20 protein-coding genes are annotated in these 21,343 nt (G+C 58.8%); 11 read left to right on the forward strand and 9 right to left on the reverse strand.

Annotation, left to right across the window (positions count from 1 at the left end; translation table 11 throughout):
- Window positions 1-24: 24 nt before the first annotated feature.
- Complete coding sequence (gene cysC / locus IV01_RS0124440; RefSeq protein WP_080290180.1) at window positions 25-699, reverse strand: adenylyl-sulfate kinase; 675 nt, start codon at window positions 697-699, stop codon at window positions 25-27.
- Complete coding sequence (locus IV01_RS23675; protein ID WP_032625060.1) at window positions 692-1,387, reverse strand: sulfotransferase family 2 domain-containing protein; 696 nt, start codon at window positions 1,385-1,387, stop codon at window positions 692-694. The genes cysC and IV01_RS23675 overlap by 8 nt, the downstream gene beginning before the upstream one ends.
- A gap of 523 nt (window positions 1,388-1,910) precedes the next feature.
- Here IV01_RS23675 and IV01_RS23670 point away from each other — a divergent pair.
- The 4 genes from IV01_RS23670 (at window position 1,911) to IV01_RS26600 (ending at window position 6,024) form a co-directional block, all read left to right on the forward strand.
- A complete protein-coding gene (locus IV01_RS23670; RefSeq protein WP_032625062.1) occupies window positions 1,911-3,806 on the forward strand; it encodes a cytochrome c/FTR1 family iron permease in 1,896 nt (631 codons plus the stop codon).
- Between the two features lie 131 nt (window positions 3,807-3,937).
- Entirely contained in the window at window positions 3,938-4,387 is a 450-nt protein-coding gene (locus IV01_RS23665; RefSeq protein ID WP_032625064.1) for a YaiI/YqxD family protein, read from the forward strand.
- A gap of 234 nt (window positions 4,388-4,621) precedes the next feature.
- The gene (gene codB / locus IV01_RS23660; RefSeq protein WP_032625065.1) at window positions 4,622-5,887 is read left to right on the forward strand and encodes a cytosine permease; all 1,266 of its coding nucleotides are present in this window, start codon (window positions 4,622-4,624) and stop codon (window positions 5,885-5,887) included.
- On the forward strand, window positions 5,884-6,024 hold the full coding sequence (locus IV01_RS26600; RefSeq protein ID WP_154232164.1) for a hypothetical protein: 141 nt from the start codon (window positions 5,884-5,886) through the stop codon (window positions 6,022-6,024). The genes codB and IV01_RS26600 overlap by 4 nt, the downstream gene beginning before the upstream one ends.
- 160 nt (window positions 6,025-6,184) lie before the next feature.
- On the opposite strand, the gene elbB is transcribed toward IV01_RS26600, so the two are convergent.
- Both elbB and IV01_RS23650 read right to left on the reverse strand, forming a co-directional pair.
- A complete protein-coding gene (elbB, locus tag IV01_RS23655; protein WP_032625067.1) occupies window positions 6,185-6,847 on the reverse strand; it encodes an isoprenoid biosynthesis glyoxalase ElbB in 663 nt (220 codons plus the stop codon).
- 184 nt (window positions 6,848-7,031) lie between these two features.
- Window positions 7,032-7,703 (reverse strand): DedA family protein, encoded by a 672-nt coding sequence (locus IV01_RS23650; protein WP_032625069.1) that lies wholly within the window; start codon window positions 7,701-7,703, stop codon window positions 7,032-7,034.
- Between the two features lie 219 nt (window positions 7,704-7,922).
- Between IV01_RS23650 and hemB the strand changes: the two genes are divergently transcribed.
- Together hemB and ppk1 are read left to right on the forward strand one after the other, a co-directional pair.
- The gene (gene hemB, locus IV01_RS23645) at window positions 7,923-8,933 is read left to right on the forward strand and encodes a porphobilinogen synthase (protein WP_032625071.1); all 1,011 of its coding nucleotides are present in this window, start codon (window positions 7,923-7,925) and stop codon (window positions 8,931-8,933) included.
- A gap of 17 nt (window positions 8,934-8,950) precedes the next feature.
- Window positions 8,951-11,161: a polyphosphate kinase 1 gene (gene ppk1, locus IV01_RS23640; RefSeq protein ID WP_032625072.1), complete on the forward strand. Its 2,211-nt coding sequence runs from the start codon at window positions 8,951-8,953 to the stop codon at window positions 11,159-11,161.
- Here ppk1 and ppx read toward each other — a convergent pair.
- Both ppx and IV01_RS23630 read right to left on the reverse strand, forming a co-directional pair.
- The gene (gene ppx / locus IV01_RS23635) at window positions 11,148-12,650 is read right to left on the reverse strand and encodes an exopolyphosphatase (protein ID WP_032625275.1); all 1,503 of its coding nucleotides are present in this window, start codon (window positions 12,648-12,650) and stop codon (window positions 11,148-11,150) included. The genes ppk1 and ppx overlap by 14 nt on opposite strands.
- Window positions 12,651-12,879: 229 nt before the next feature.
- A complete protein-coding gene (locus tag IV01_RS23630; RefSeq protein ID WP_032625074.1) occupies window positions 12,880-13,344 on the reverse strand; it encodes an Lrp/AsnC family transcriptional regulator in 465 nt (154 codons plus the stop codon).
- Window positions 13,345-13,482: 138 nt separating this feature from the next.
- Here IV01_RS23630 and IV01_RS23625 point away from each other — a divergent pair, with 138 nt between their 5' ends.
- The 5 genes from IV01_RS23625 (at window position 13,483) to IV01_RS23605 (ending at window position 17,834) form a co-directional block, all read left to right on the forward strand.
- Window positions 13,483-13,830 (forward strand): hypothetical protein, encoded by a 348-nt coding sequence (locus IV01_RS23625; protein ID WP_032625277.1) that lies wholly within the window; start codon window positions 13,483-13,485, stop codon window positions 13,828-13,830.
- Window positions 13,831-13,937: 107 nt separating this feature from the next.
- Window positions 13,938-15,722 carry a GspE/PulE family protein gene (locus IV01_RS23620; RefSeq protein WP_032625075.1) on the forward strand — a complete coding sequence of 595 codons (1,785 nt, stop codon included), beginning with the start codon at window positions 13,938-13,940 and terminating at the stop codon, window positions 15,720-15,722.
- A 205-nt stretch (window positions 15,723-15,927) separates the two neighbouring features.
- Complete coding sequence (locus IV01_RS23615) at window positions 15,928-16,848, forward strand: SPFH domain-containing protein (protein WP_032625077.1); 921 nt, start codon at window positions 15,928-15,930, stop codon at window positions 16,846-16,848.
- Between the two features lie 6 nt (window positions 16,849-16,854).
- Window positions 16,855-17,301 carry an NfeD family protein gene (locus IV01_RS23610; protein WP_032625079.1) on the forward strand — a complete coding sequence of 149 codons (447 nt, stop codon included), beginning with the start codon at window positions 16,855-16,857 and terminating at the stop codon, window positions 17,299-17,301.
- A 209-nt stretch (window positions 17,302-17,510) separates the two neighbouring features.
- Window positions 17,511-17,834 (forward strand): DUF2388 domain-containing protein, encoded by a 324-nt coding sequence (locus IV01_RS23605; RefSeq protein WP_032625080.1) that lies wholly within the window; start codon window positions 17,511-17,513, stop codon window positions 17,832-17,834.
- Between the two features lie 59 nt (window positions 17,835-17,893).
- Here IV01_RS23605 and gcvH read toward each other — a convergent pair whose 3' ends face one another.
- From gcvH to IV01_RS23590, 3 genes are all read right to left on the reverse strand, one after another.
- Complete coding sequence (gcvH, locus tag IV01_RS23600) at window positions 17,894-18,277, reverse strand: glycine cleavage system protein GcvH (protein WP_032625083.1); 384 nt, start codon at window positions 18,275-18,277, stop codon at window positions 17,894-17,896.
- Window positions 18,278-18,348: 71 nt separating this feature from the next.
- Window positions 18,349-19,431, reverse strand: coding sequence for a glycine cleavage system aminomethyltransferase GcvT (gcvT, locus tag IV01_RS23595; RefSeq protein WP_032625085.1), 1,083 nt, complete (start codon window positions 19,429-19,431; stop codon window positions 18,349-18,351).
- A 154-nt stretch (window positions 19,432-19,585) separates the two neighbouring features.
- On the reverse strand, window positions 19,586-21,202 hold the full coding sequence (locus IV01_RS23590; RefSeq protein ID WP_032625087.1) for an ABC transporter permease: 1,617 nt from the start codon (window positions 21,200-21,202) through the stop codon (window positions 19,586-19,588).
- Between the last annotated feature and the right edge of the window lie 141 nt (window positions 21,203-21,343).

The raw sequence follows: 21,343 nt of genomic DNA on the forward strand, positions 1-21,343 counted from the left end.
GCAAGTTGTGAGCCCCATTGCCTATCAATTGTTCCCCGATGGCCGAACGGTTAGCGATTGAGCTGGTTTGGTCGCACAGCGATGGGGCCGCAGCTCTGCGTCCACTTGATGCGCAATCACTTGCTCAATGAACGCCTCGCAATCGTTGAAGCTGGTATCGACCGTGAACTCGGGACTGATCGGCGCTTCGTATGGGCTATCAATGCCGGTGAAGTTCTTGATCCGGCCTTCCTGCACGGCGCGATACAAACCCTTTGCGTCCCGACGTGCGCATTCGGCCAACGGCGTGCTGACATGCACTTCAATGAACTCACCCGCAGCAAGGCTCGCCCGCACCGCATCGCGGTCGGCCCTGAAGGGAGAGATCGCCGAAACAATGACGATAAGGCCAGCGTCCACCATGAGCCTGGCGACTTCCGCAATGCGTCGAACATTTTCATGGCGGTCGGCGTCGGTCATACCCAGATCATGACAAAGACCCTGGCGCAGGCGGTCGCCATCCAGCAGATAGCTGTGCAGCCCGTTCTCGTGCAGGGCTTTGTCCAGCCGGTTGGCCAGCGTGGACTTGCCTGCTCCGGACAAACCCGTCAGCCAGATACAGCTAGCCAATTGGCTCTTCATGCCTTCACGTTGCGCTTGGTCAACGCACAAAACGGGGGCGACCAGTAGCGGGGGATTGTTGAGCGCAGGCTTAGTCATAGGCGAATAGCTCGTAGTCGCGCGCATACACTTCCCGGACTCGGCGCCGGGTCGCGGCTGAGCAGAAGTCTTTGGACTGATGGGCGGGGCGCGGGGATTGATTGATGTGCGGCAGTTCAGCTTTTGTATGCAAGTGAATGCACAGTCTGTGGAAGTCCGCGCTCATATTTTCCTGACGCCCGATGAAGTCCAGGTTGATATGGCCCATGGAGTCTTGCAGGAAGTAGTGTTGCGGCGCGAAATGTATCTGTCTTGATATATTCTCGGTGCGCAGCCAATCATCTACAAAGGCGTCGAAATCTGAATAACGGTTGACCAGTTCATGTGCTGATTTGTCACGGTGTTGAGCTTCTTGCAGCAAGTAACTGTATGCAGAATGTACTCTTTGTAACGGATCGCGTACAAACGCGAACTTGAAGTAGTTCACATAGCGTTCATTGAACTGCTTCTCATACCAGTACAGCGGCATATGCCCGGTAGGAGTGCTTCCGAATAGGGCTTTGGCCACGCTGCTTCCAGCGCATTTCGGGACATGGATGAACACACACTCCAATAGATCAAACGCTTCGGGGAAGCGGTTCTTGCCAGACAGCGTTTTGTTGACCACTTGCCTGTCAACAATCGGCAGGCGATCGAGTAGTAGTTCACGCTGCGACCTTGGAATTAACTTCCAGAGTAAGCGGTTCATGTGGAGTACCTGAAATCTGAGGCATTTAAGACGCGTAGATTACAAGTTATTCATGATTGAAGAGTTGAAGTTTGCATAGAATTTACATTCCTGCTGCATGTAGCGAAATGTTCGAATGTGTAAGTTAATTGTTACTTGTCTTGGGGCGTCGGTATGGTTGTTGCGGCTGGGGTTTATGACAGGCAACAAAAAACCCGCCGAGGCGGGTTTTCTTCAAAACCATTCCAACATCCTGTCGGTAAGCCCTCCGGGCCATGGCCGATCATCCTTGATCCTGTGCGCGTCCTGCGCAGCAGCTGTTGGATCCAATCTTACGCAGAACCCGGATTGTAGGACAGGGCGAATCGCCGTCAATCCGTGTAAGCCTTTCGCTATAGATGATAGTTATTCTCATCTCTAGGCCTGCCCCGAGTTATTTGATTGGCTTTTCGCAATATTCCGTAACAAATGTCGGGCGCGGCCTTGAGTAGAGGCAATCCGAAGTGAACAATGTAATGCCACGCATTCCTATTGAGATTTACTGATGTCCCTGCGCTCCCGTTTTTTGGCTTGGCTATTCCTGCCATTGTTTGCAGCCAGCAGCCTCAACGTGCTGGCCGACGCCACCGATGGTGCGGCACAAGCACTGCATTTGCTCGATTACATTGGCGCGGATTACCCGTCGACAGTGGCCGAGGGCAAGGTTGTCGACGATGCCGAATATCGAGAGCAGGTGGAGTTTCTGAGGGTTCTGCAGGGGCTGGTCGTTGCACTGCCTGAGCGCACGGAGCGAGGTGAGCTTGAAAAAGGCGTCGCCGGTCTCGCCGATGCGGTCGCAAAGAAAAACGACGGCGCTGTTGTGGCGCGTCAGGCGCGTCAATTGGGGGCTCGCCTCGCGGTTGCCTATGAAGTGAGCCAGGCCCCGGTGATCACGCCCGATCCAGCCCGTGGTGCACCGCTTTTCGCTCAGCATTGCTCGGTTTGCCATGGCGACACGGGGGCTGGCGATGGTCCGGCCGGGATTGGCCTGGAGCCGCCGCCAGCCAATCTGCGCGACGTGGCCCGCCTTGATCGGTTAAGCCTGTACGACATCTACAACACCCTTGGTCTGGGCATCTCCGGCACCGATATGCCAGCGTTTGCCGATCAGCTGGACGACCGTCAGCGCTGGGATATCGCCACTTATATCGCCGGCTTTAGCGCTCAGCCAGTTGCGGCACCGAGCAAGACATTCAACCTTGCCGATCTGGCACGGCAGACGCCTTCTGAAGTGCGCGCCGCTGAAGGCGAGCAGGCAGTTGTGACCTTCCGCGCTCAACGTGCCCAGCCGCCGCAGGTTCAGCGCGGCCCGGCGCAATTGCTCGATTACACCAGCCAGACCTTGGACAAGAGTCTGGCTGCGTATCGCTCGGGTGATCACGAACAGGCCTACGACTTGTCTGTGGCAGCGTACCTGGAAGGTTTCGAGCTGGTGGAAAGCTCGCTGGACAACGTCGACGCGAATGTTCGCAAGGACACTGAAAAAGCCCTGATGGCTTATCGGCAGTCTTTGCAGGATGGATTGCCGCTTGAGCAGGCTGTGCAAAAGCTGGATTTCGCCAAAAGCAAACTCAAGGAGTCCGCAGGCCTGCTGGGTAGCGATGGCTTGAGTACTTCGCTGAGCTACATTTCCGGCTTGTTGATTCTGCTGCGTGAGGGCCTGGAAGCGATTCTGGTCCTGGCCGCGATTCTCGCCTTCCTGCGCAATACCGGGCAGGAATCGGCGGTGCGCAGCGTGAATATTGGCTGGGGCCTGGCCCTGCTGGCCGGGCTCGGAACCTGGGCGCTGGCGGCGTATGTGATCGATGTCAGCGGTGCCCAGCGCGAATTGCTCGAAGGCGCGACTGCATTGTTCGCCAGTGTGATGGTGCTGTGGCTGGGCGTCTGGATGCATGACCGTCGTCATGCCGCAGCCTGGCAGGATTACATCAAGAGCAGTCTGGTGGGCGGTAGCGGGCGCTTCGGTTTCGCGATCCTGGCGTTCTTCTCGGTTTATCGCGAGCTATTCGAAGTCATCCTGTTCTACGAAACCCTGTGGTTGCAGGCCGGTCCCGCTGGGCATAACGCGGTGTTGGCGGGCGGCGCCACGGCGCTGGTGTTGTTGATTGGCCTGGCGTGGGTCATCCTGCGCGGATCGGCAAAACTGCCACTTGCCCTGTTTTTCGGCATCAACGCAGCGCTGCTGTGTGCGTTGTCGGTGGTATTCGCCGGACATGGCGTCAAAGCGCTGCAAGAAGCTGGCATTTTCGGCACACGCCCAGTGCCGTTCTTTGAGTTCGACTGGCTCGGTATTCATGCCGACGCCTACTCTCTGAGCGCGCAGTTCGTTGCCTTGCTCGCCATCGCGGTGTTGTATGGCCGTAGCTGGTTGGCAGAAAAGCGTAGAACGCAGGTGGCGTGACCCTACCATCTGTAGGCGCTCACGAGCAGCGCGAGGCAGCGATAGCGGTTTTCCTTACTACCGCTATCGCTGCCTCGCGCTGCTCGTGAGCTCCTACAGGGACCTGCTCAATTTTATAAAGAGGAACCCCCATGCGCGTCTGGATCGATGCCGACGCCTGCCCCAAGGCAGCCAAGGATCAAGTCATCAAGTTCGCTCTCAAACGTCAGTTCGAGGTAGTGCTGGTCGCTGGGCAGAGTCAGATCAAGCCCACTTACAGCCTGGTCAAACTGATCGTGGTGCCCAGCGGTCCTGATGCCGCAGATGATTATCTGGTCGAACACGCGGTGCCCGGCGAGCTGGTGATCTGCAGCGACGTGCCCCTGGCCGATCGGCTGGTGAAAAACGGCGTCGCAGCGCTGGACCCGCGAGGCAAAGAGTTCGACGCGCAGAACATGGGCGACCGTCTGGCAGTGCGCAATCTGTTCACTGATCTGCGTGAACAGGGCCAGATGGGCGGTGGTCAACCTCCTTATGGCGACCGGGAAAAACAGGCCTTCGCCAACACCCTGGACCGGATTCTCACTCGTCTCACCCGCTGAATCTACCCATGAACCATGCCCCCTAAAACGGTGCACGCCCGCCTCAGAATGAATCACTCTGCACAGTCCTCGGTAAAAGTACCGGTCAGAAGTGTGCAGGGTGAACACTTCCCGATATCACTTCTGCCCGCTTCTTTCTGCTTCACAGCGTTGTCCGGAAACGGCCTGGTTATTGCTCTGGCACCAGCCTGTCATTGAGTCCGAATACCAACCTGTTGATGTGGAGAAAACCCTATGAGCTCACCCAGCGAGTTTCCCCTGAGCGAAGCCCCGCGTGAAGGACGCAAAGGGCTGCTGTCGATTTCCATGGTGTTGTTCAGCTTTACGTTCTTCACCGGGACCATGTTCGCGGGCGCCAAGCTGGGTATGGCATTCAACTTCGTCGATATGCTGTGGATCGCGACGATTGGCAACAGCCTGTTGGCAATCTACGCGGCGGCGCTGGCATTTATCGCATCGCGCAGCGGGCTGAATACCGTGTTGATGGGGCGTTTCTGCTTTGGCGAGTCCGGCAGTCGGCTTTCAGATGTCCTGCTCGGATTCGCCGAGCTGGGCTGGTACGCCTGGGGCACGGCGACGGTGGCCATTGTGCTGGTAAAAATGCTCGGTCTGGCGGAAGGCTTCACCACGCCACTGATGGTTTTGTTCGGCCTGGGGTTCAGCATCACCGCAATCATCGGCTACAAAGGGCTGGATGTACTGTCCCGGGTCTCGGTGCCGCTGATGTTCGTGCTGTTGATTATTTCCATGTACATCGCTACCCGCGACATCGGCGGTTTCCAAGGGCTTGCAGCGTTGATCCCCCACGAAACCATGACGCTGTCAGCGGCCATCACCATGGTGTTCGGGACCTTCGCCAGTGGGGCGACGCAAGCCACCAACTGGACGCGGTTGTCGCGCAGCGGGCGGGTTGCGGTGAGCGCCAGTGTGGTTGCGTTTCTGTTGGGCAATGGCTTGATGGTGGTGGCGGGCGCCTGGTGTGCGATGGTTTATCAACAGGCTGATATCGTCGAAGTCATGATGCTTCAGGGCCTGTCGTTCGCAGCGGTAGTCATGCTTTGCCTGAATCTGTGGACCATTCAGGGCCCGACCATCTACAACGTGTCAGCGGCCGCCTGCCATCTGTTGCGCAGCGAGCGGCGCCGGACCATGACCTTAGCGGCCGCTGCGCTGGGCATCGTATTGGCCATCGGCGGCATGTACGAGATGCTGATCCCGTTTCTAGTGCTGCTGGGCTCGATCATCCCGCCCATTGGTGGTGTGATCATGGCGGACTTCTGGTACCGCCATCACGGCAAATACCCGGGGTTGTCCAGCGTCAAGCTGCCGCGCTACAACCTGCTGGGTTTGTCGGCGTACGCAATCGGCGCCGCCCTGGCTTACTTCTCACCCTGGATTGCGCCCTTGGTGGGCATCGCGGCGTCGGCGGTCTGCTACATCGTGCTGCTTCAAGTCACCGGCAAGCGCCGCATGGTCGCTGGCGTGCTGGAAGAGCTTTGAGCCTGACCGTCGAAGAAGTTCTCCAGCTCCCCGCGCTGGAGCAGCTGTGCGGCTTGCCGCTGATCGAGCAGCCGTATCTGTGCGACATTCTCGGATGCCGATGGCGACGAGTCACGGAGCAGGTGGCGTTTATTTGAAGGATGAAGACCACGCTCTGTCTGTTGGAGCGAGGCTTGCCCGCGAAGAACGGTAACGCGGTGTGCAAGCCTAAACGGGTCGACTGGTTCACGGGCAAGTCGGAACGCCGCCCACACGCTTCAACAGGGGCCACAGTTGGCAGTGGAAGCGATGAGCGAGCTACTCCTCGTGCGTCAACTCCAGCACCCGGTCCACCAGCTTATTGATCCCTGCTGCTGCTTCACCGATGGTCTGCGCAACCATATAAGCCGGGGTGCTGACTAGCTTTCGGGCTTTGTCTTCGATGATCTCGGTCACTTCGCACGCCTGGTGGTCACCTTTCATGCGGGTGATGGCGGCGGCGGTTTCGGCATCGTTGCCGATGGTGCAGGTCACGCCGGGGCCATAAATCTTGGGGGCCAGCGCCGGGGAGATGCAAATCAGTCCAATGGGTTTGCCCGCCACCGCAAAGGCTTCAGCCAAGGCCAGGACTTCAGCCTGCACCTTGCAATCCGCGCCCGCCGTGGCGAAGTCAGAAAGGTTCTTCGCCGCCCCGAAGCCGCCCGGAATGATCAACGCATCAAACTGCGTAACGTCAGCTTCGCGGATGTCCTCAATGGCGCCACGGGCGATGCGTGCAGACTCCACCAATACGTTGCGGGTCTCCGGCATTTCTTCACCGGTCAGATGATTGACCACATGACGTTGCGCGATGTTGGGCGCAAAGCACTGCACCTGCGCGCCACGTTGATCGAGTCGCAGCAGCGTCAGCACACTTTCATGAATTTCCGCGCCGTCATAGACGCCACAGCCGGACAGAATCACGGCAACTTTCTTTTGCATGGTCGTACTCCCTATCGAGCGCAGCAGTCTGCCAAAGCCTTGTACAGGATCGGCAGTTTGTCGATCTGTTCAAGCATCCGACAAGAGGGGGCGGTGGGGATTCAATCTGCTGAGGGGATAGAGCGGGGAGAGCGTTGCGAACCACCGGCGAGCGCAATAATGGATAACTGCGCTCGTCCGGGGTTTATTGATTGTTCTGTTTCTGCTGCTCGACCGGCACGTCAGCAGGAATTTCAGCCGGGATCTGGGCCATGGCGCTAGCTTCGGCAGCGGCCGCCGAAGCGGCCAGGGCTTCTTCGCGAGCGATTCGGGCGTTCTTGAAGCGCCGACGCAGCCAGAGCGCAAAGCCCAGCACCAAGAGCGCACCGAGGACCCACAGCTCGTATTTCTTGATGTTGCCCAGCATGCCTTCGAGCACCGCACCAAAATGGTAGGCGGCAGAGCCGAGCGCAGCGGCCCACACGGCCGCGCCAATACCGTTGAGGATCAGGTATCGAATTGGCGAATAGCCCGACAGGCCAATGGCCACAGGCATGACGGTACGCAAGCCATAGACAAAGCGGAAGCTCAAGACCCACAGATCCGGGTGCTTGCGAATATGCCCCAGAGCCTTATCGCCCATGAGTTGCCAGCGCGGCTTGCGGGCCAGAATTTTACGACCGTGCTTGCGCCCCATGTAGTACCAGAGCTGATCCCCGGCGTAGCTTCCGAAGAACGCCACGACCACGACCAGGTTGATGTCCATATATCCGCGGAACGCCAGAAATCCGGCAAGAACCAGAATGGTCTCGCCTTCAAAGAAGGTGCCGATGAAGAGGGCAAAGTAGCCATATTCGTGCAAGAAAGTCTGGAGCATTGTCTGGATGCTGGCGAAATGAACGCGCAGCCTAACTCGGCCAAGCCATTCAGGAAAGTGTGGAAATGTGTCTCGACGTTAATCTTTCCTACAAGGACAATGGCAAAAGCCCAGCTGCGGCCTCGAGTCGCACGCTGCCCCACGACTGTCACACATTGGTCATAATGGCGGCTTATAACTGTCGCGCTTGCCCGCGTATGCGGGCTCAGGAGTCTCGCCGTGAGCTTTACCCCCGCAAATCGCCTGTTCCCGCTTACCCGCTTGCGTCGCAATCGTCGCGACGAATTCTCTCGTCGTCTGGTCCGTGAAAACGTTTTGACCGTCGATGATCTGATCCTTCCTGTTTTTGTCCTCGATGGTGAAAACCGTCGCGAAACCATCGCGTCGATGCCTGGCGTTGAGCGTCTGAGCATCGACCTTTTGCTTGAAGAGGCCCAGAAGTGGGTCGCGCTGGGTATCCCTGCGCTGGCGTTGTTTCCGGTCACCCCGGTTGAGAAAAAGTCCCTGGACGGTGCCGAAGCCTGGAACCCGGACGGCATTGCCCAACGCGCCACCCGCGCACTGCGTGACCGTTTCCCGGAGTTGGGCGTCATCACTGACGTGGCACTGGATCCTTTCACGACCCACGGTCAGGACGGCATCCTCGACGAAAACGGCTACGTGCAGAACGACATCACCGTCGATGCACTGGTCAAGCAAGCACTGTCCCACGCTGACGCCGGTGCGCAGGTTGTGGCTCCTTCGGACATGATGGACGGTCGTATTCAAGCCATCCGCGAAGCGCTGGAGCTGGCCGATCACGTCAATGTGCGGATCATGGCCTACTCGGCCAAGTACGCCAGCGCATATTACGGGCCGTTCCGCGACGCGGTGGGTTCGGCGCTGAATCTGGGCAAGGCCAACAAGGCGTCCTATCAAATGGACCCGGCCAACAGCAATGAAGCGCTGCATGAAGTAGCCGCCGATCTTGCTGAAGGCGCTGACATGGTCATGGTCAAACCGGGCATGCCTTATCTGGACATCCTTTATCGGGTCAAGGATGAGTTCAAAGTGCCGACTTTTGTTTATCAGGTCAGCGGCGAGTACGCGATGCACATGGCGGCCATTCAGAATGGTTGGCTCAACGAAGCTGTCATTCTTGAATCGCTCACGGCTTTCAAACGCGCAGGTGCTGACGGCATCCTTACTTATTTCGCCGTCCGAGCTGCAGAACTGTTGAAAGGGCAATAGCCCGTACAGGAACATTCATGAATACCGAAGGACTCACCGAAGCTACCGTTGAAGTCGACATTCAGGAGACTCTTCCTGTCGTCGAACCCAGCATCGAGGTCGTACCCGCTGTCATTGAAGCCGCGCACCCGGTGCCGGCGATTGTCGTACCGAACCTGGACGACAGCAGCTTGTACATCCATCGCGAACTGTCGCAGCTCAAGTTCAACATTCGCGTGTTGGAACAGGCACTGGATGAATCCTATCCATTGCTGGAGCGGCTGAAATTTCTGCTGATCTTCTCCAGCAACCTCGATGAGTTCTTCGAAATTCGTGTCGCCGGCCTGAAGAAGCAGATCACCTTCGCTCGCGAGCAAGCGGGCGCCGATGGTCTGCAGCCGCATCAGGCCCTGGCTCGCATCAGTGAGCTGGTGCATGGCCATGTTGATCGCCAGTACGCGATCCTCAATGACATCCTGCTGCCTGAGCTGGAAAAGCATCAGGTGCGCTTCATCCGTCGTCGTCACTGGACGGCCAAGCTCAAAGCCTGGGTTCGTCGTTATTTCCGTGACGAGATCGCGCCGATCATCACCCCGATCGGCCTGGACCCGACACACCCGTTCCCGCTGCTGGTGAACAAGAGCCTGAACTTCATCGTCGAGCTCGAAGGTGTTGATGCTTTCGGCCGCGACTCAGGGCTGGCGATCATCCCGGCACCGCGCCTGCTGCCAAGGGTTATCAAGGTTCCTGAAGATGTCGGCGGCACCGGCGACAACTTCGTGTTCCTGTCGTCAATGATCCACGCTCACGCCGACGACCTGTTCCAAGGCATGAAGGTCAAGGGCTGCTACCAGTTCCGCCTGACCCGTAACGCCGACCTGGCGCTGGACTCCGAGGACGTGGAAGACCTGGCCCGCGCGCTGCGAGGCGAATTGTTCTCCCGTCGTTATGGCGACGCGGTGCGTCTGGAAGTGGCGGATACCTGCCCTAAACACTTGTCGGATTACCTCCTCAAGCAGTTCAACCTGTCTGAGTCCGAGCTGTATCAGGTCAATGGCCCGGTCAACCTGACGCGTCTGTTCAGCATCACCGGTCTGGATAGCCATCCCGAGCTGCAATATCAGCCGTTCACCCCGGCGATCCCCAAGCTGCTGCAGAACAGCGAGAACATTTTCAACGTGATCAGCAAGCAGGACATTCTGCTGCTGCATCCCTACGAATCCTTCACGCCAGTCGTCGATCTGCTGCGCCAGGCCGCCAAGGACCCTAACGTCCTGGCCGTGCGCCAGACGCTGTACCGCAGCGGTGCTAACTCGGAAATCGTCGACGCCCTGGTGGACGCGGCACGCAATGGCAAGGAGGTCACTGCGGTGATCGAGCTGCGTGCGCGCTTTGACGAAGAATCCAACCTGCAACTGGCCAGTCGTCTGCAAGCCGCGGGCGCGGTCGTGATCTACGGCGTGGTGGGCTTCAAGACTCACGCCAAGATGATGTTGATCCTGCGACGCGAAGCGGGCGAGATCGTCCGTTACGCGCATTTGGGGACCGGCAACTATCACGCTGGCAACGCCCGTCTATATACCGACTACAGCCTGCTGACCTCCGATGACGCCTTGTGTGAAGACGTCGGCAAGATGTTCAGCCAGTTGATCGGCATGGGCAAAACCCTGCGCATGAAGAAGCTGCTGCACGCGCCGTTCACGCTGAAGAAGGGCATGCTCGATATGATTGCCCGGGAGACCCAGTTCGCGGTCGAGGGCAAACCGGCGCACATCATCGCCAAGTTCAACTCACTGACCGATCCGAAGATCATCCGTGCGCTGTACAAGGCCAGTCAGTCTGGTGTGCGTATCGATCTGGTGGTGCGCGGCATGTGCTGCCTGCGTCCTGGCATCGCCGGAGTCTCGCACAACATTCACGTGCGCTCGATCATCGGCCGCTTCCTGGAGCACACCCGGGTGTTCTACTTCCTCAATGGCGGCGACGAGCAGATGTTCCTGTCCAGCGCCGACTGGATGGAGCGCAACCTCGACAAGCGTGTGGAGACTTGCTTCCCGGTGGAAGGCAAAAAGCTGATTTTGCGGGTCAAGCGAGAGCTGGAGTTGTACCTCACCGACAACACCCACAGCTGGCTGCTGCAGTCGGACGGCACTTACGTGCGCAGTTCGCCGACTGGCAACCAGAACGCCCGCAATGTGCAGGCGACTCTGTTGGAGCGTTTGAGCAATCCGGTCCTCAGCGTACGCTGAGGACGATCCCGACCCGGGTCAGCCACTCCGCTTCCTGCGCGAAGTCGGCCCGGGTCAGCTGGTTGTTTTCCAGCCAGCCATCGGGGAATACCACATCAAGATTGTTGCCGCTGGCGGTGAGAACCGGCTGCGGCATTTCTTGTGTGCCACGGATGTGATGGAACAGGATCGCAAAACGCAACAGCACGCACAGGCGGATCAGCTTGTCGCCTTCTGCGCCGAACTCGGCGAACTTGTCCTTGGGAATATTACGGCGATGACCGCGCACCAGCAGCGCGAGCATTTGCTGGTCTTCCCGTGAAAAGCCGGCCAGATCCGAGTGCTCGATCAGGTAGGCGCCGTGTTTGTGATAGTGATAGTGGGCGATGTCCAGGCCGATCTCATGCACTTTGGCAGCCCAGCTCAACAGCTCCCGGTAACTCTCGTCTTCCAGGTCCCACGCTTGAGCGACCTGCCCAAGGGCGTGCAGGGCTTTGCGCTCCACACGGTCGGCCTGTTCCAAATCAGCGTGATAACGCTCCATCAGCGAGCTGAGAGTGCGCTCACGGACGTCTTCGTGTTGATGGCGGCCCATGAGGTCGTAGAGCACGCCTTCGCGCAGGGCGCCCTCACAGTGATCCATGCGCTTGAGTTCCAGGGCGTCAAAGATGGCTTCAAGAATTGCCAGACCCGCCGGGAAGATCGCCCGACGATCCGGCTTGATGCCATCAAAGTCGATTTTCTCTACGTCGCCCAGCTTGAACAGCTTGCGCTTGAGCCAGCCCAGCCCTTCGGCGTTGACCTCGCCCGAACCGTGGCCGTTGGCCTTGAGTGCCAGACCGATAGCGCGAATGGTGCCCGACGAGCCGATCGCTTCATCCCACTTCAAGCGGTGCAGAGCATGCTCGATGCTCATGATTTCCAGGCGCGCAGCAGTGTAGGCCTGTGCGTAGCGTGCCGGGGTGATCTTGCCGTCCTTGAAGTAACGCTGGGTGAAGCTGACGCAACCCATTTGCAGGCTTTCACGCAACAGGGGCTCGAAGCGCTGGCCGATGATGAACTCGGTACTGCCGCCGCCGATATCAGCCACCAGGCGTTTGCCGGGGGTGTCGGCCAGAGTGTGGGAGACGCCGAGGTAGATCAGGCGCGCTTCTTCACGACCGGAAATCACTTCCACCGGGTGGCCGAGGATTTCTTCGGCGCGGCGGATGAATTCGCCACGGTTGCGCGCCTCACGCAGGGCGTTGGTGCCAACGATACGCACGGCGCCCAACGGCATGCCGTTGATCAGCTGCGCGAAGCGCTTCAGGCAGTCCAGGCCGCGTTGCATGGATTCTTCGTTGAGGGTGCGTTCCTCGGTAATGCCGGCAGCCAGCTGAACCTTCTCGCCAAGGCGCTCCAGAATGCGGATATCGCCCATGTTGGCTTTGGCAACCACCATATGGAAGCTGTTCGAGCCCAGGTCGATGGCAGCGATCAGTGAAAGATTCTTGGCTTTGGATTGCGGCATGATCAGAAAATCTCGGTCGATAACCGCGCCATCGTGCCACGAACCTCGGCTGACGCCAACGCGAAGCTGTGAAGGTGGCGTTTTGCCTGCTAAATCAATAACCCAGATCAATAATTTGGGCGACTTGATAATCCTGTTGGAGCGAGGCTTGCCCGCGAACTGGGCGCCTCGGTGACTCAGGTACACCGCGCTGCCTGATTCGCGGGCAAGCCTCGCTCCAACAGGATTATCAAACCGGCAAACTCGTTGTGGATTTGATCTCCGATAGCGCCACCGTCGAATTCACTTCCTGGATCCCCGGCACCAGCGACAGTTTTTCGAAAAAGAAGCGCTCGTAAGCCTCGATGTCCGGGGTCACGATGCGCAGCAGGAAATCCACGGAGCCCATCAGCACGTAGCACTCCAGGACTTCCGGGAAGCCGCGAATGGCTTCTGTGAACTCAGTGAAGTTGGAACGTCCGTGGGCGTTGAGTTTCACCTCGGCAAAAATCTGCGTATTGAGGCCTATCTTCTTGCGGTCCAGCAGGGCCACCTGACGACGGATAACCCCTTCGTCCTTCAGGCGCTGTATACGCCGCCAGCAAGGCGATTGCGACAAACCCACCGCTTCAGCGATCTGCGCGCTGGAGAGTGAGGCGTCTTCTTGCAGCAGGGCCAGAATCTTGCGGTCGTAGGCATCCAGCTCGGTTTGCATAAACAATTCTCTGCTCAGTTGAATCTTGCAATAACAATTCTATTAATGTCGGATTTGCTCGATCATAGACCAGATATTCCCGTTCGTGCATGCAAGAATCTTCTTCACTCGCACTTGATGGAAATTGAAGAGGCCCGTATGCCCAACCTCGAAGCCGTGACTTCTCTGCCACACCGCCCGGACGCTTGGTCGGCCAGCAATGCTCACTGCCTGGCGCGGTATCAGATTCTGATCGAAGCCGAAGCGGACTCGTTGTGCCGGGTGCTCAATCTGTTCGCCATGCAGTACCTCATTCCTCAGCAGGTGAATGTTTTGCAACGGGACGGGATGCTCAGAATCGACGTCGAGATCGGCGATCTGACCTGGCACCGGGCGCAAGTCATCGGCGAAAAAATGCGCAGCCTGATCAGCGTTTGCTCGGTGGAGCTCGAACAGTTGGCCCAGCCGCACACTGCAAATCCTGCGGTCGCTCTGGCAGCGGGTTGAAGCCCGTCGAAAAATTTCGCAAACCTTGGGTTCGCAGACTAAGCAACAACTGACATGCTGGTGACTACTCTTGGTTCGTCTGAACCAACTTGTCCAAAGGAATCCGCATGTCAGTCCTTGCCTCATCATCACAGGACCGTTGGCTGGATCTGAATGATCTGCTGCGAGATCTGGTTGCCCAGAGCATTCTCGATCAGAACAGCGCCGAGCAGGCGCTGACCCTGCGCCGCAGTGCGGCCAACGCCAAGCTGCACCCGCTGGAGTTCATCGCGGCGCAGCAGTTCGACGACCTGTCACGGCCAGGCCGCAGGCTGGATCTGGAAACCCTCACGGCGTGGCTCGCCCTGCAAAGCGGCCAACCCTACATGCGCATCGACCCGCTGAAGATCAATGTCGCGTCCGTCACGCCCCTGATGTCCTACGCCTTTGCCCAACGCCACAAGATTCTCGCGGTGGCGGTGGATCGCGAGTCCGTGACCATCGCCAGTGCGCAGCCGTATGTTCGGTCTTGGGAAGCCGATCTGACTCACGTGCTCAAGCTGCCGATCAAGCGTGTGGTGGCTAATCCCATTGACATACAGCGCTTGGCAGTCGAATTTTTTCGCTTGGCGAAGTCGGTGAGCGGCGCCTCATCGACTGATCAGAAAATGAGCAACATGGGCAACTTTGAACAGTTGCTCAAACTCGGCGCCAGCGATCAGGAGCCTGACGCGAACGACGCGCACATCGTCAACATCGTCGACTGGCTTTTCCAGTACGCCTTTCAGCAACGAGCCAGTGATATTCACATCGAGCCGCGCCGGGAGCAGGGCACGGTGCGCTTTCGCATCGACGGCGTGTTGCACAACGTTTATCAATTCCCAGCGCAAGTGACCATGGCCATTGTCAGCCGCCTGAAGAGCCTGGGCCGGATGAACGTCGCGGAAAAACGCAAACCTCAGGACGGCAGGGTCAAGACCACTACTCCTGACGGCGGCGAGGTGGAGCTGCGACTGTCGACCCTGCCTACGGCGTTTGGCGAGAAGATGGTGATGCGGATCTTCGACCCTGAAGTGCTGCTGAAAAACTTCGACCAGTTGGGCTTCTCCAATGATGACCTGCGCCGCTGGGAAGGCATGACGCGTCAGCCTAACGGCATCATCCTGGTGACCGGGCCGACCGGTTCCGGCAAGACCACCACGCTCTACACCACGTTGAAAAACCTGGCGACGTCCGAGGTCAACCTTTGCACCATCGAAGACCCCATCGAGATGGTCGAACCGGCCTTCAACCAGATGCAGGTCCAGCACAATATCGACCTGACTTTTGCCAGCGGCGTGCGCGCGCTGATGCGGCAGGATCCGGACATCATCATGATCGGCGAGATTCGTGATCTGGAGACAGCCGAAATGGCGATTCAGGCGGCGCTGACCGGCCACTTGGTGCTTTCCACGCTGCACACCAACGACGCGCCGAGCGCCATTAGCCGGATGCTCGAACTGGGTGTGCCGCATTACTTGCTCAAGGCAACGATTCTGGGGGTGATGGCGCAACGGCTGGTCAGAACCCTGTGCTCGCACTGCAAGGCGCCGGTGGCTCTGGATGAAACTGACTGGCAGAGCCTGACACGCCCTTGGCAGGCACCGGTGCCAGCGGGTGCGCATCAGGCGGTGGGTTGCGTCGAATGCCGCGACACCGGCTATCGCGGCCGCGCCGGGGTGTACGAGATCATGCTGATGTCCGATGGCGTTCGGGCGTTGATAAGCGCTGACATGGACCTCACCGCCATGCGCCGCCAGGCATTCAAGGAAGGCATGCGCAGCCTGCGTTTGTCCGGCGCCCAGAAAGTTGCCGCCGGGCTGACTACGCTTGAAGAAGTGCTGCGGGTTACGCCGCAGAGTGAGCAGCGGTAAGCGCACCTCGGTGTTGGACTTGTGGGAGCGGTGCTTGCCCGCGATAAGGGCGCCGCAATTCTAAAGTGAACCGCGTTCAGCCTTATCGCGGGCAAGCACCGCTCCCACAGTTCAAAAACATTCAGAATGAATTTACCCGCCGCTCCCGGCCGAACTCTGACTAAATAGCCAGCTGATTAACATTCGCAACCAACAGGGATCAGTTATGCAAATCGGTAGTGTGGTTTTATTGTTCGTCGCCTTGGCTGTGGCCATTGTGTTCATGGGCTTCAAGGTCGTACCTCAGGGCTATCAATGGACGGTCGAGCGTTTCGGCCGCTACACCAACACCCTCAAGCCGGGCCTGAACATCATCGTGCCAGTGATGGATCGCATCGGGCGCAAGATCAATGTCATGGAAAGCGTGCTGGATATTCCGCCTCAGGAAGTCATCACCTCCGACAACGCGACGGTACAAATCGACGCGGTGTGCTTCTTCCAGGTGGTCAACACCGCCCAGGCGGCTTACGAGGTGAACAACCTTGAGCACGCCATCCGCAACCTGCTGCAAACCAACATCCGTACCGTGCTCGGCTCCATGGAGCTGGACGCCATGCTCAGCCAGCGTGACAACATCAACGAGAAACTGCTGCGAACCGTGGATGAAGCCACCGCGCCGTGGGGCATCAAGATCACCCGGATTGAAATCAAGGACATCAGCCCGCCTGCAGATCTGATGGCCGCCATGTCCGGGCAGATGAAAGCCGAGCGGATCAAGCGAGCGCAAATCCTTGAAGCCGAAGGTCTGCGCGCCGCCGCGATCCTGACCGCCGAGGGCAAGAAGCAGGCACAGATTCTCGAGGCTGAAGGTGGTCGACAGGCTGCGTTTCTGGAGTCCGAAGCGCGAGAGCGCCAGGCCGAGGCAGAAGCTCGCGCTACGCAAGTGGTGTCCGAAGCCATCGCCAGTGGCAACGTTCAGGCGGTCAACTATTTCGTCGCGCAAAAATACATCGATGCGCTGGGCAAGCTGGCGTCAGCCAACAACAGCAAAGTCATTCTGATGCCCCTCGAAGCCAGCCAGGTCATCGGCGCAGTGGGCGGGATCGGTGAAATCGTCAAAGCTACTTTCGATACCAAGAAAACCTGAGGCTGACTGATGGAATTTCTGCAAAACCTGTCGTTCTGGGATTGGCTCGGGCTGGGCACGGTGTTGTTGATTCTTGAGGTGTTCGGCGCCGGCGGTTATCTGCTGTGGATGGGCGTGGCGGCGGCAGCGGTCGGGGTCCTGACCTTCGTGCTTCCCGCCATGGCGTGGACCGTGCAGTTTCTGTTGTTTGCGGTGCTGTCGGTCATGACTGCGGTCTATTGGTGGCGTCGCCAGCGGACCGTGAATCGGCCTTCGGACCAGCCCGGGCTGAACATGCGCGGGCAGGAACTGATTGGTCGTACCTTCGTCGTCCACGACGCCATTGTTGAGGGGCGAGGCAAGATCAAGGTCGGCGATGGTGTCTGGATCGTCACCGGTCCGGATACCTCGGTGGGCAGCCAAGTGCGGGTGATCGGGCAGGATGGAGCGATTTTGCGAGTAGAGGCACTTTGATTAACGGACTACTACCGTAGGAGCGCGCTTGCCCGCGATAGCGCCGGGTCAGGCACCGGATTGATATCTGAAAGAACGCTATCGCGGGCAAGGTGGAGCGCCACCCCGGTCGCTCCTACAGGGTGTTATCGCAATTCAGGCTATGGAACTACCACCACACTCCCGGCATCCAACGGTTTCAGAACATCCATAGTTGGAGTATCCCCACCATGCGTCTCAAGCTCGCTGTCGCCACGTTTGCTCTGCTTTCTCTCCCGGTCGGTTCAGCAATGGCTGATGCCGGGTTCTGGCGTGATGTTATCTCCTCGGGTGCCACCACCGGTTCGACCTATCTGACCTTCAAGGATCACAAGCTGATCGTTGCCGCTCAAGATGACGCAGGCAGCTTCGTCGCCAGCGACGGCGGCATTCGTGGTCCTTTCCTGGAAGCTGCCATTCAACAAGTGCGCAGCGAAAACCCGGGCCTGAACGCCTCGGACATGGACCTGGCCAACGCCATCCTGACCAAGAACCTGGTTGCTGAAAACCAGTAAGTGCCGCACACAAAAATGCCGCTCGATTGAGCGGCATTTTTTATGGCTGACGGTCTGGCTTATTCGCCGATAGCGCTCTTATAGCCAGCAGCGTCCAGCAGTTTCGCCAGATCTGCATCCACATCGCTTGGCTTGACCTTGAAGATCCAGGCCGAGTACGGCGAGGAGTTCAACAGCTCGGGCTGGCCGCCCAGCTCTTCGTTGACTTCAACCACTTCACCGCCCACTGGCGAGTAGATGTCCGAAGCGGCCTTCACCGATTCAACAACACCGGCAGCATCGCCTGCAGCGAATACTTTGCCGATCTCTGGCAGTTCTACAAAAACGACATCACCCAACGCTTCTTGAGCGTGATCGGAAATACCGACGACGATCAGATCACCTTCTTTCTTCGCCCATTCGTGGCTCTCAGCGAAACGCAGTTCGGCGGGGATAGTGCTCATTTAGTCATCCTCAATGTCGGGTCAGCGGTAAACCCGCCAGAAAAATTCAGATCAGGGCTATTTGGATCAAATCAGATCAAAGCTCTGCCATGACGTACAAACGTGGGTCGAACCACGCGAACCGGATACCATTTGCCGCGGATTTCCACCTCGGCCCGGTCAGCGGTTGCGATTGGCACCCGCGCCAAGGCAATCGATTTGCTTAGCGTAGGAGAGAAACTACCACTGGTGATCTCTCCTTCGCCAATTTCTGCGATACGCACCACTTGGTGAGCGCGTAAAACACCGCGTTCTTCCAGTACCAGACCGACCAGTTTGGACGTTACGCCCTTGGCCCGTTCGGCTTCCAGGGCCGCACGACCGATGAACTGGCGTTCTGCCGGTTCCCAGGCAATGGTCCAGGCCATGTTGGCTGCCAGGGGCGAAACGTTTTCGTCGATGTCCTGGCCGTACAGATTCATGCCTGCTTCAAGTCGCAGGGTGTCCCGCGCGCCGAGGCCGATGGGCGAAATGCCTGCGCCCACCAGATCATTGAAAAAACCGGGTGCTTGCTGCGACGGCAGAATGATTTCCAGGCCATCTTCACCGGTATAACCCGTGCGGGCAATAAACCAGTCACCTTCTTGACGGCCTTCAAACGGCTTGAGCTGGCGGATCAACTCGGCGCGGGGGGCTGAAACCAGTTCGGCGATCTTTGCCCGGGCGTGGGGGCCCTGAATCGCCAGCATCGACAAATCAGTGCGTCGTGTGAGCTTCACGTCGAAGTCGTTCAGGTGCACGAACATCCAGGCCAGGTCTTTGTCACCCGTGGCCGCATTGACCACCAGGCGATAACCGTCGAGGGTGAGGTAGACAATCATGTCGTCGATGATCCCGCCGTCGGAATCGAGCATGGCGCTGTACAGCGCGCCACCCACATCCTTGAGGCGATCGACATCGTTGGCGAGCAGGCGCTGGAGCCAGATTTTTGCCTGCGTTCCGGCAACGTCAATCACATGCATGTGAGAGACATCGAATACTCCGCAGTCCCGGCGCACCTGATGGTGTTCCTCGACCTGCGAGCCGTAATGCAGCGGCATATCCCAGCCACCAAAGTCGACCATCTTCGCGCCCAGCGCGAGGTGCAGGTCAAAGAGCGGCGTACGCTGTCCCATGGGTTTCTCCTTCCGGGCGTGGCGAAGGTGTGGACAGGCAAAACGCTGACATGCCCCCGTGAATTGGGGTTTGGAACAGATCGCAACATGTCGAACAGTCTGACAGACCACACCGATTGCGGCGCATTGTAGCCGCACGGCGGTAGACCCGCACCTAACCGTTTTGGCGCGCGGAACGCCTGATCAAACCGATGACCGGCAACAACCCAACAAGGACCAAGGTCAGAGCCGGCAGGGCAGCTCTGGCCCATTCACCCTCGCTGGTCATTTCAAAGATGCGCACTGCCAGCGTGTCCCAGCCGAATGGGCGCATCAGCAGGGTGGCGGGCATTTCTTTGAGTACATCGACGAAGACCAGCAGCGCTGCGCTCAAAGCGCCGGGTACCAGCAAGGGCAGATACACCTTGAAAAACAATCGCGGCCCACTGACACCCAGGCTTCGCGCTGCTTCAGGAAGGGAAGGGCGAATGCGCGACAGGCTGTTCTCCAGCGGCCCGTAGGCCACCGCAATGAAGCGCACCAGATACGCAAGCAACAATGCCGACAGGCTGCCCAGCAACAGGGGTTTGCCCGCGCCGCCCAGCCAGCTGGACAGCGGAACCACCAGTTCGCGGTCCAGATAACTGAACGCCAGCATGATCGAGACCGCCAGCACCGAACCGGGCAGGGCATAACCCAGATTGGCCAAACCGACCCCGGCGTTTATCCCCGGCGTAGGTGCCAAGCGACGGGCGAAGGCCAGGATCAGCGCCACGCTGACAGTAATCAGCGCCGCCATGCCGCCCAGATACAGCGTGTGCAGGATCAGTCCGGTGTAGCGCTCGTCCAGATCGAAACGGCCGCGCTGCCAGACCCAGATGATCAACTGCAGCATGGGCACGGCAAACGCACAGATGAACACCAGCCCGCACCAGCAACTGGCCGCCAGCGCCTTGAACCCCCGCAGGTGATAGAGCGCTTTGACCCGTGGGCGTTCGTTGGTCGCCCTGCTTGCGCCTCTGGCCCGACGTTCGCCATACAGGACGACCATTACCGCCAGCAACAACAGGCTGGCCAGCTGCGCGGCGCTGGAGAGGCTGAAGAAGCCGTACCAGGTTTTATAAATGGCGGTGGTGAAGGTGTCGAAGTTGAAGACGGCGACGGCACCGAAGTCCGCCAGGGTCTCCATCAACGCCAACGCGACACCTGCACCAATCGCCGGGCGAGCCATGGGCAACGCGACCCGCCAGAAGGCCTGCAACGGCGTTTGCCCGAGGATTCGTGCCGCTTCCATCAAGCCTTTACCCTGGGCAATAAACGCTGTGCGCGCCAGCAGATAAACGTAGGGATAGAAAACCAGCACCAGCACGATGATCACGCCGCCTGTGGAGCGTACACGCGGCAACCGAAAGCCGGTGCCGAACCATTCGCGCAGCAGGGTTTGCACGGGGCCGGCGAAATCCAGCAGACCGACGAAGACAAAGGCCAGCACGTAGGCGGGAATCGCAAAGGGCAGCATCAAGGCCCAATCCAGCCAGCGTCGACCGGGGAACTCACACAGGCTGGTGAGCCAGGCAAGACTGACGCCGAGCAGCGTGACGCCCACCCCAACGCCCAGCACCAGCGTCAGCGTATTGCCGAGCAAGCGAGTCATCTGGGTTTCCCACAGATGCGCCCAGATTTGCGCATCGATGGTTTGCCAGGACAACAGCAAAACGCTCAACGGCAGCAGCACCAGTGCAGCGATGGCGAAGACCAGCGGATACCAGCGGCGTTGGGCGGGGTGGGCCAAGGTTGGGTCTCGACAAAAGGATCAGGCTTGCGGAGATCCCTGTGGGAGCGGTGCTTGCCCGCGATAAGGTTGGACGCGGTTCACTTTAGAATCGCGGTGCCCTTATCGCGGGCAAGCACCGCTCACACAGGAAGCCTCATT

Origin of the sequence: Pseudomonas syringae (assembly GCF_000737245.1) — a bacterium.
GTDB classification, from domain to species: domain Bacteria; phylum Pseudomonadota; class Gammaproteobacteria; order Pseudomonadales; family Pseudomonadaceae; genus Aquipseudomonas; species Aquipseudomonas syringae_J.

Bases quoted from the DNA above. Each gene is read 5' to 3' on its own strand.
- cysC (WP_080290180.1), bottom strand. From the start codon at position 699: ATGACTAAGCCTGCGCTCAACAATCCCCCGCTACTGGTCGCCCCCGTT.
- IV01_RS23675 (WP_032625060.1), bottom strand. From the start codon at position 1,387: ATGAACCGCTTACTCTGGAAGTTAATTCCAAGGTCGCAGCGTGAACTA.
- IV01_RS23670 (WP_032625062.1), top strand. From the start codon at position 1,911: ATGTCCCTGCGCTCCCGTTTTTTGGCTTGGCTATTCCTGCCATTGTTT.
- IV01_RS23665 (WP_032625064.1), top strand. From the start codon at position 3,938: ATGCGCGTCTGGATCGATGCCGACGCCTGCCCCAAGGCAGCCAAGGAT.
- codB (WP_032625065.1), top strand. From the start codon at position 4,622: ATGAGCTCACCCAGCGAGTTTCCCCTGAGCGAAGCCCCGCGTGAAGGA.
- elbB (WP_032625067.1), bottom strand. From the start codon at position 6,847: ATGCAAAAGAAAGTTGCCGTGATTCTGTCCGGCTGTGGCGTCTATGAC.
- IV01_RS23650 (WP_032625069.1), bottom strand. From the start codon at position 7,703: ATGCTCCAGACTTTCTTGCACGAATATGGCTACTTTGCCCTCTTCATC.
- ppk1 (WP_032625072.1), top strand. From the start codon at position 8,951: ATGAATACCGAAGGACTCACCGAAGCTACCGTTGAAGTCGACATTCAG.
- ppx (WP_032625275.1), bottom strand. From the start codon at position 12,650: ATGCCGCAATCCAAAGCCAAGAATCTTTCACTGATCGCTGCCATCGAC.
- IV01_RS23630 (WP_032625074.1), bottom strand. From the start codon at position 13,344: ATGCAAACCGAGCTGGATGCCTACGACCGCAAGATTCTGGCCCTGCTG.
- IV01_RS23625 (WP_032625277.1), top strand. From the start codon at position 13,483: ATGCCCAACCTCGAAGCCGTGACTTCTCTGCCACACCGCCCGGACGCT.
- IV01_RS23620 (WP_032625075.1), top strand. From the start codon at position 13,938: ATGTCAGTCCTTGCCTCATCATCACAGGACCGTTGGCTGGATCTGAAT.
- IV01_RS23615 (WP_032625077.1), top strand. From the start codon at position 15,928: ATGCAAATCGGTAGTGTGGTTTTATTGTTCGTCGCCTTGGCTGTGGCC.
- IV01_RS23605 (WP_032625080.1), top strand. From the start codon at position 17,511: ATGCGTCTCAAGCTCGCTGTCGCCACGTTTGCTCTGCTTTCTCTCCCG.
- gcvH (WP_032625083.1), bottom strand. From the start codon at position 18,277: ATGAGCACTATCCCCGCCGAACTGCGTTTCGCTGAGAGCCACGAATGG.
- gcvT (WP_032625085.1), bottom strand. From the start codon at position 19,431: ATGGGACAGCGTACGCCGCTCTTTGACCTGCACCTCGCGCTGGGCGCG.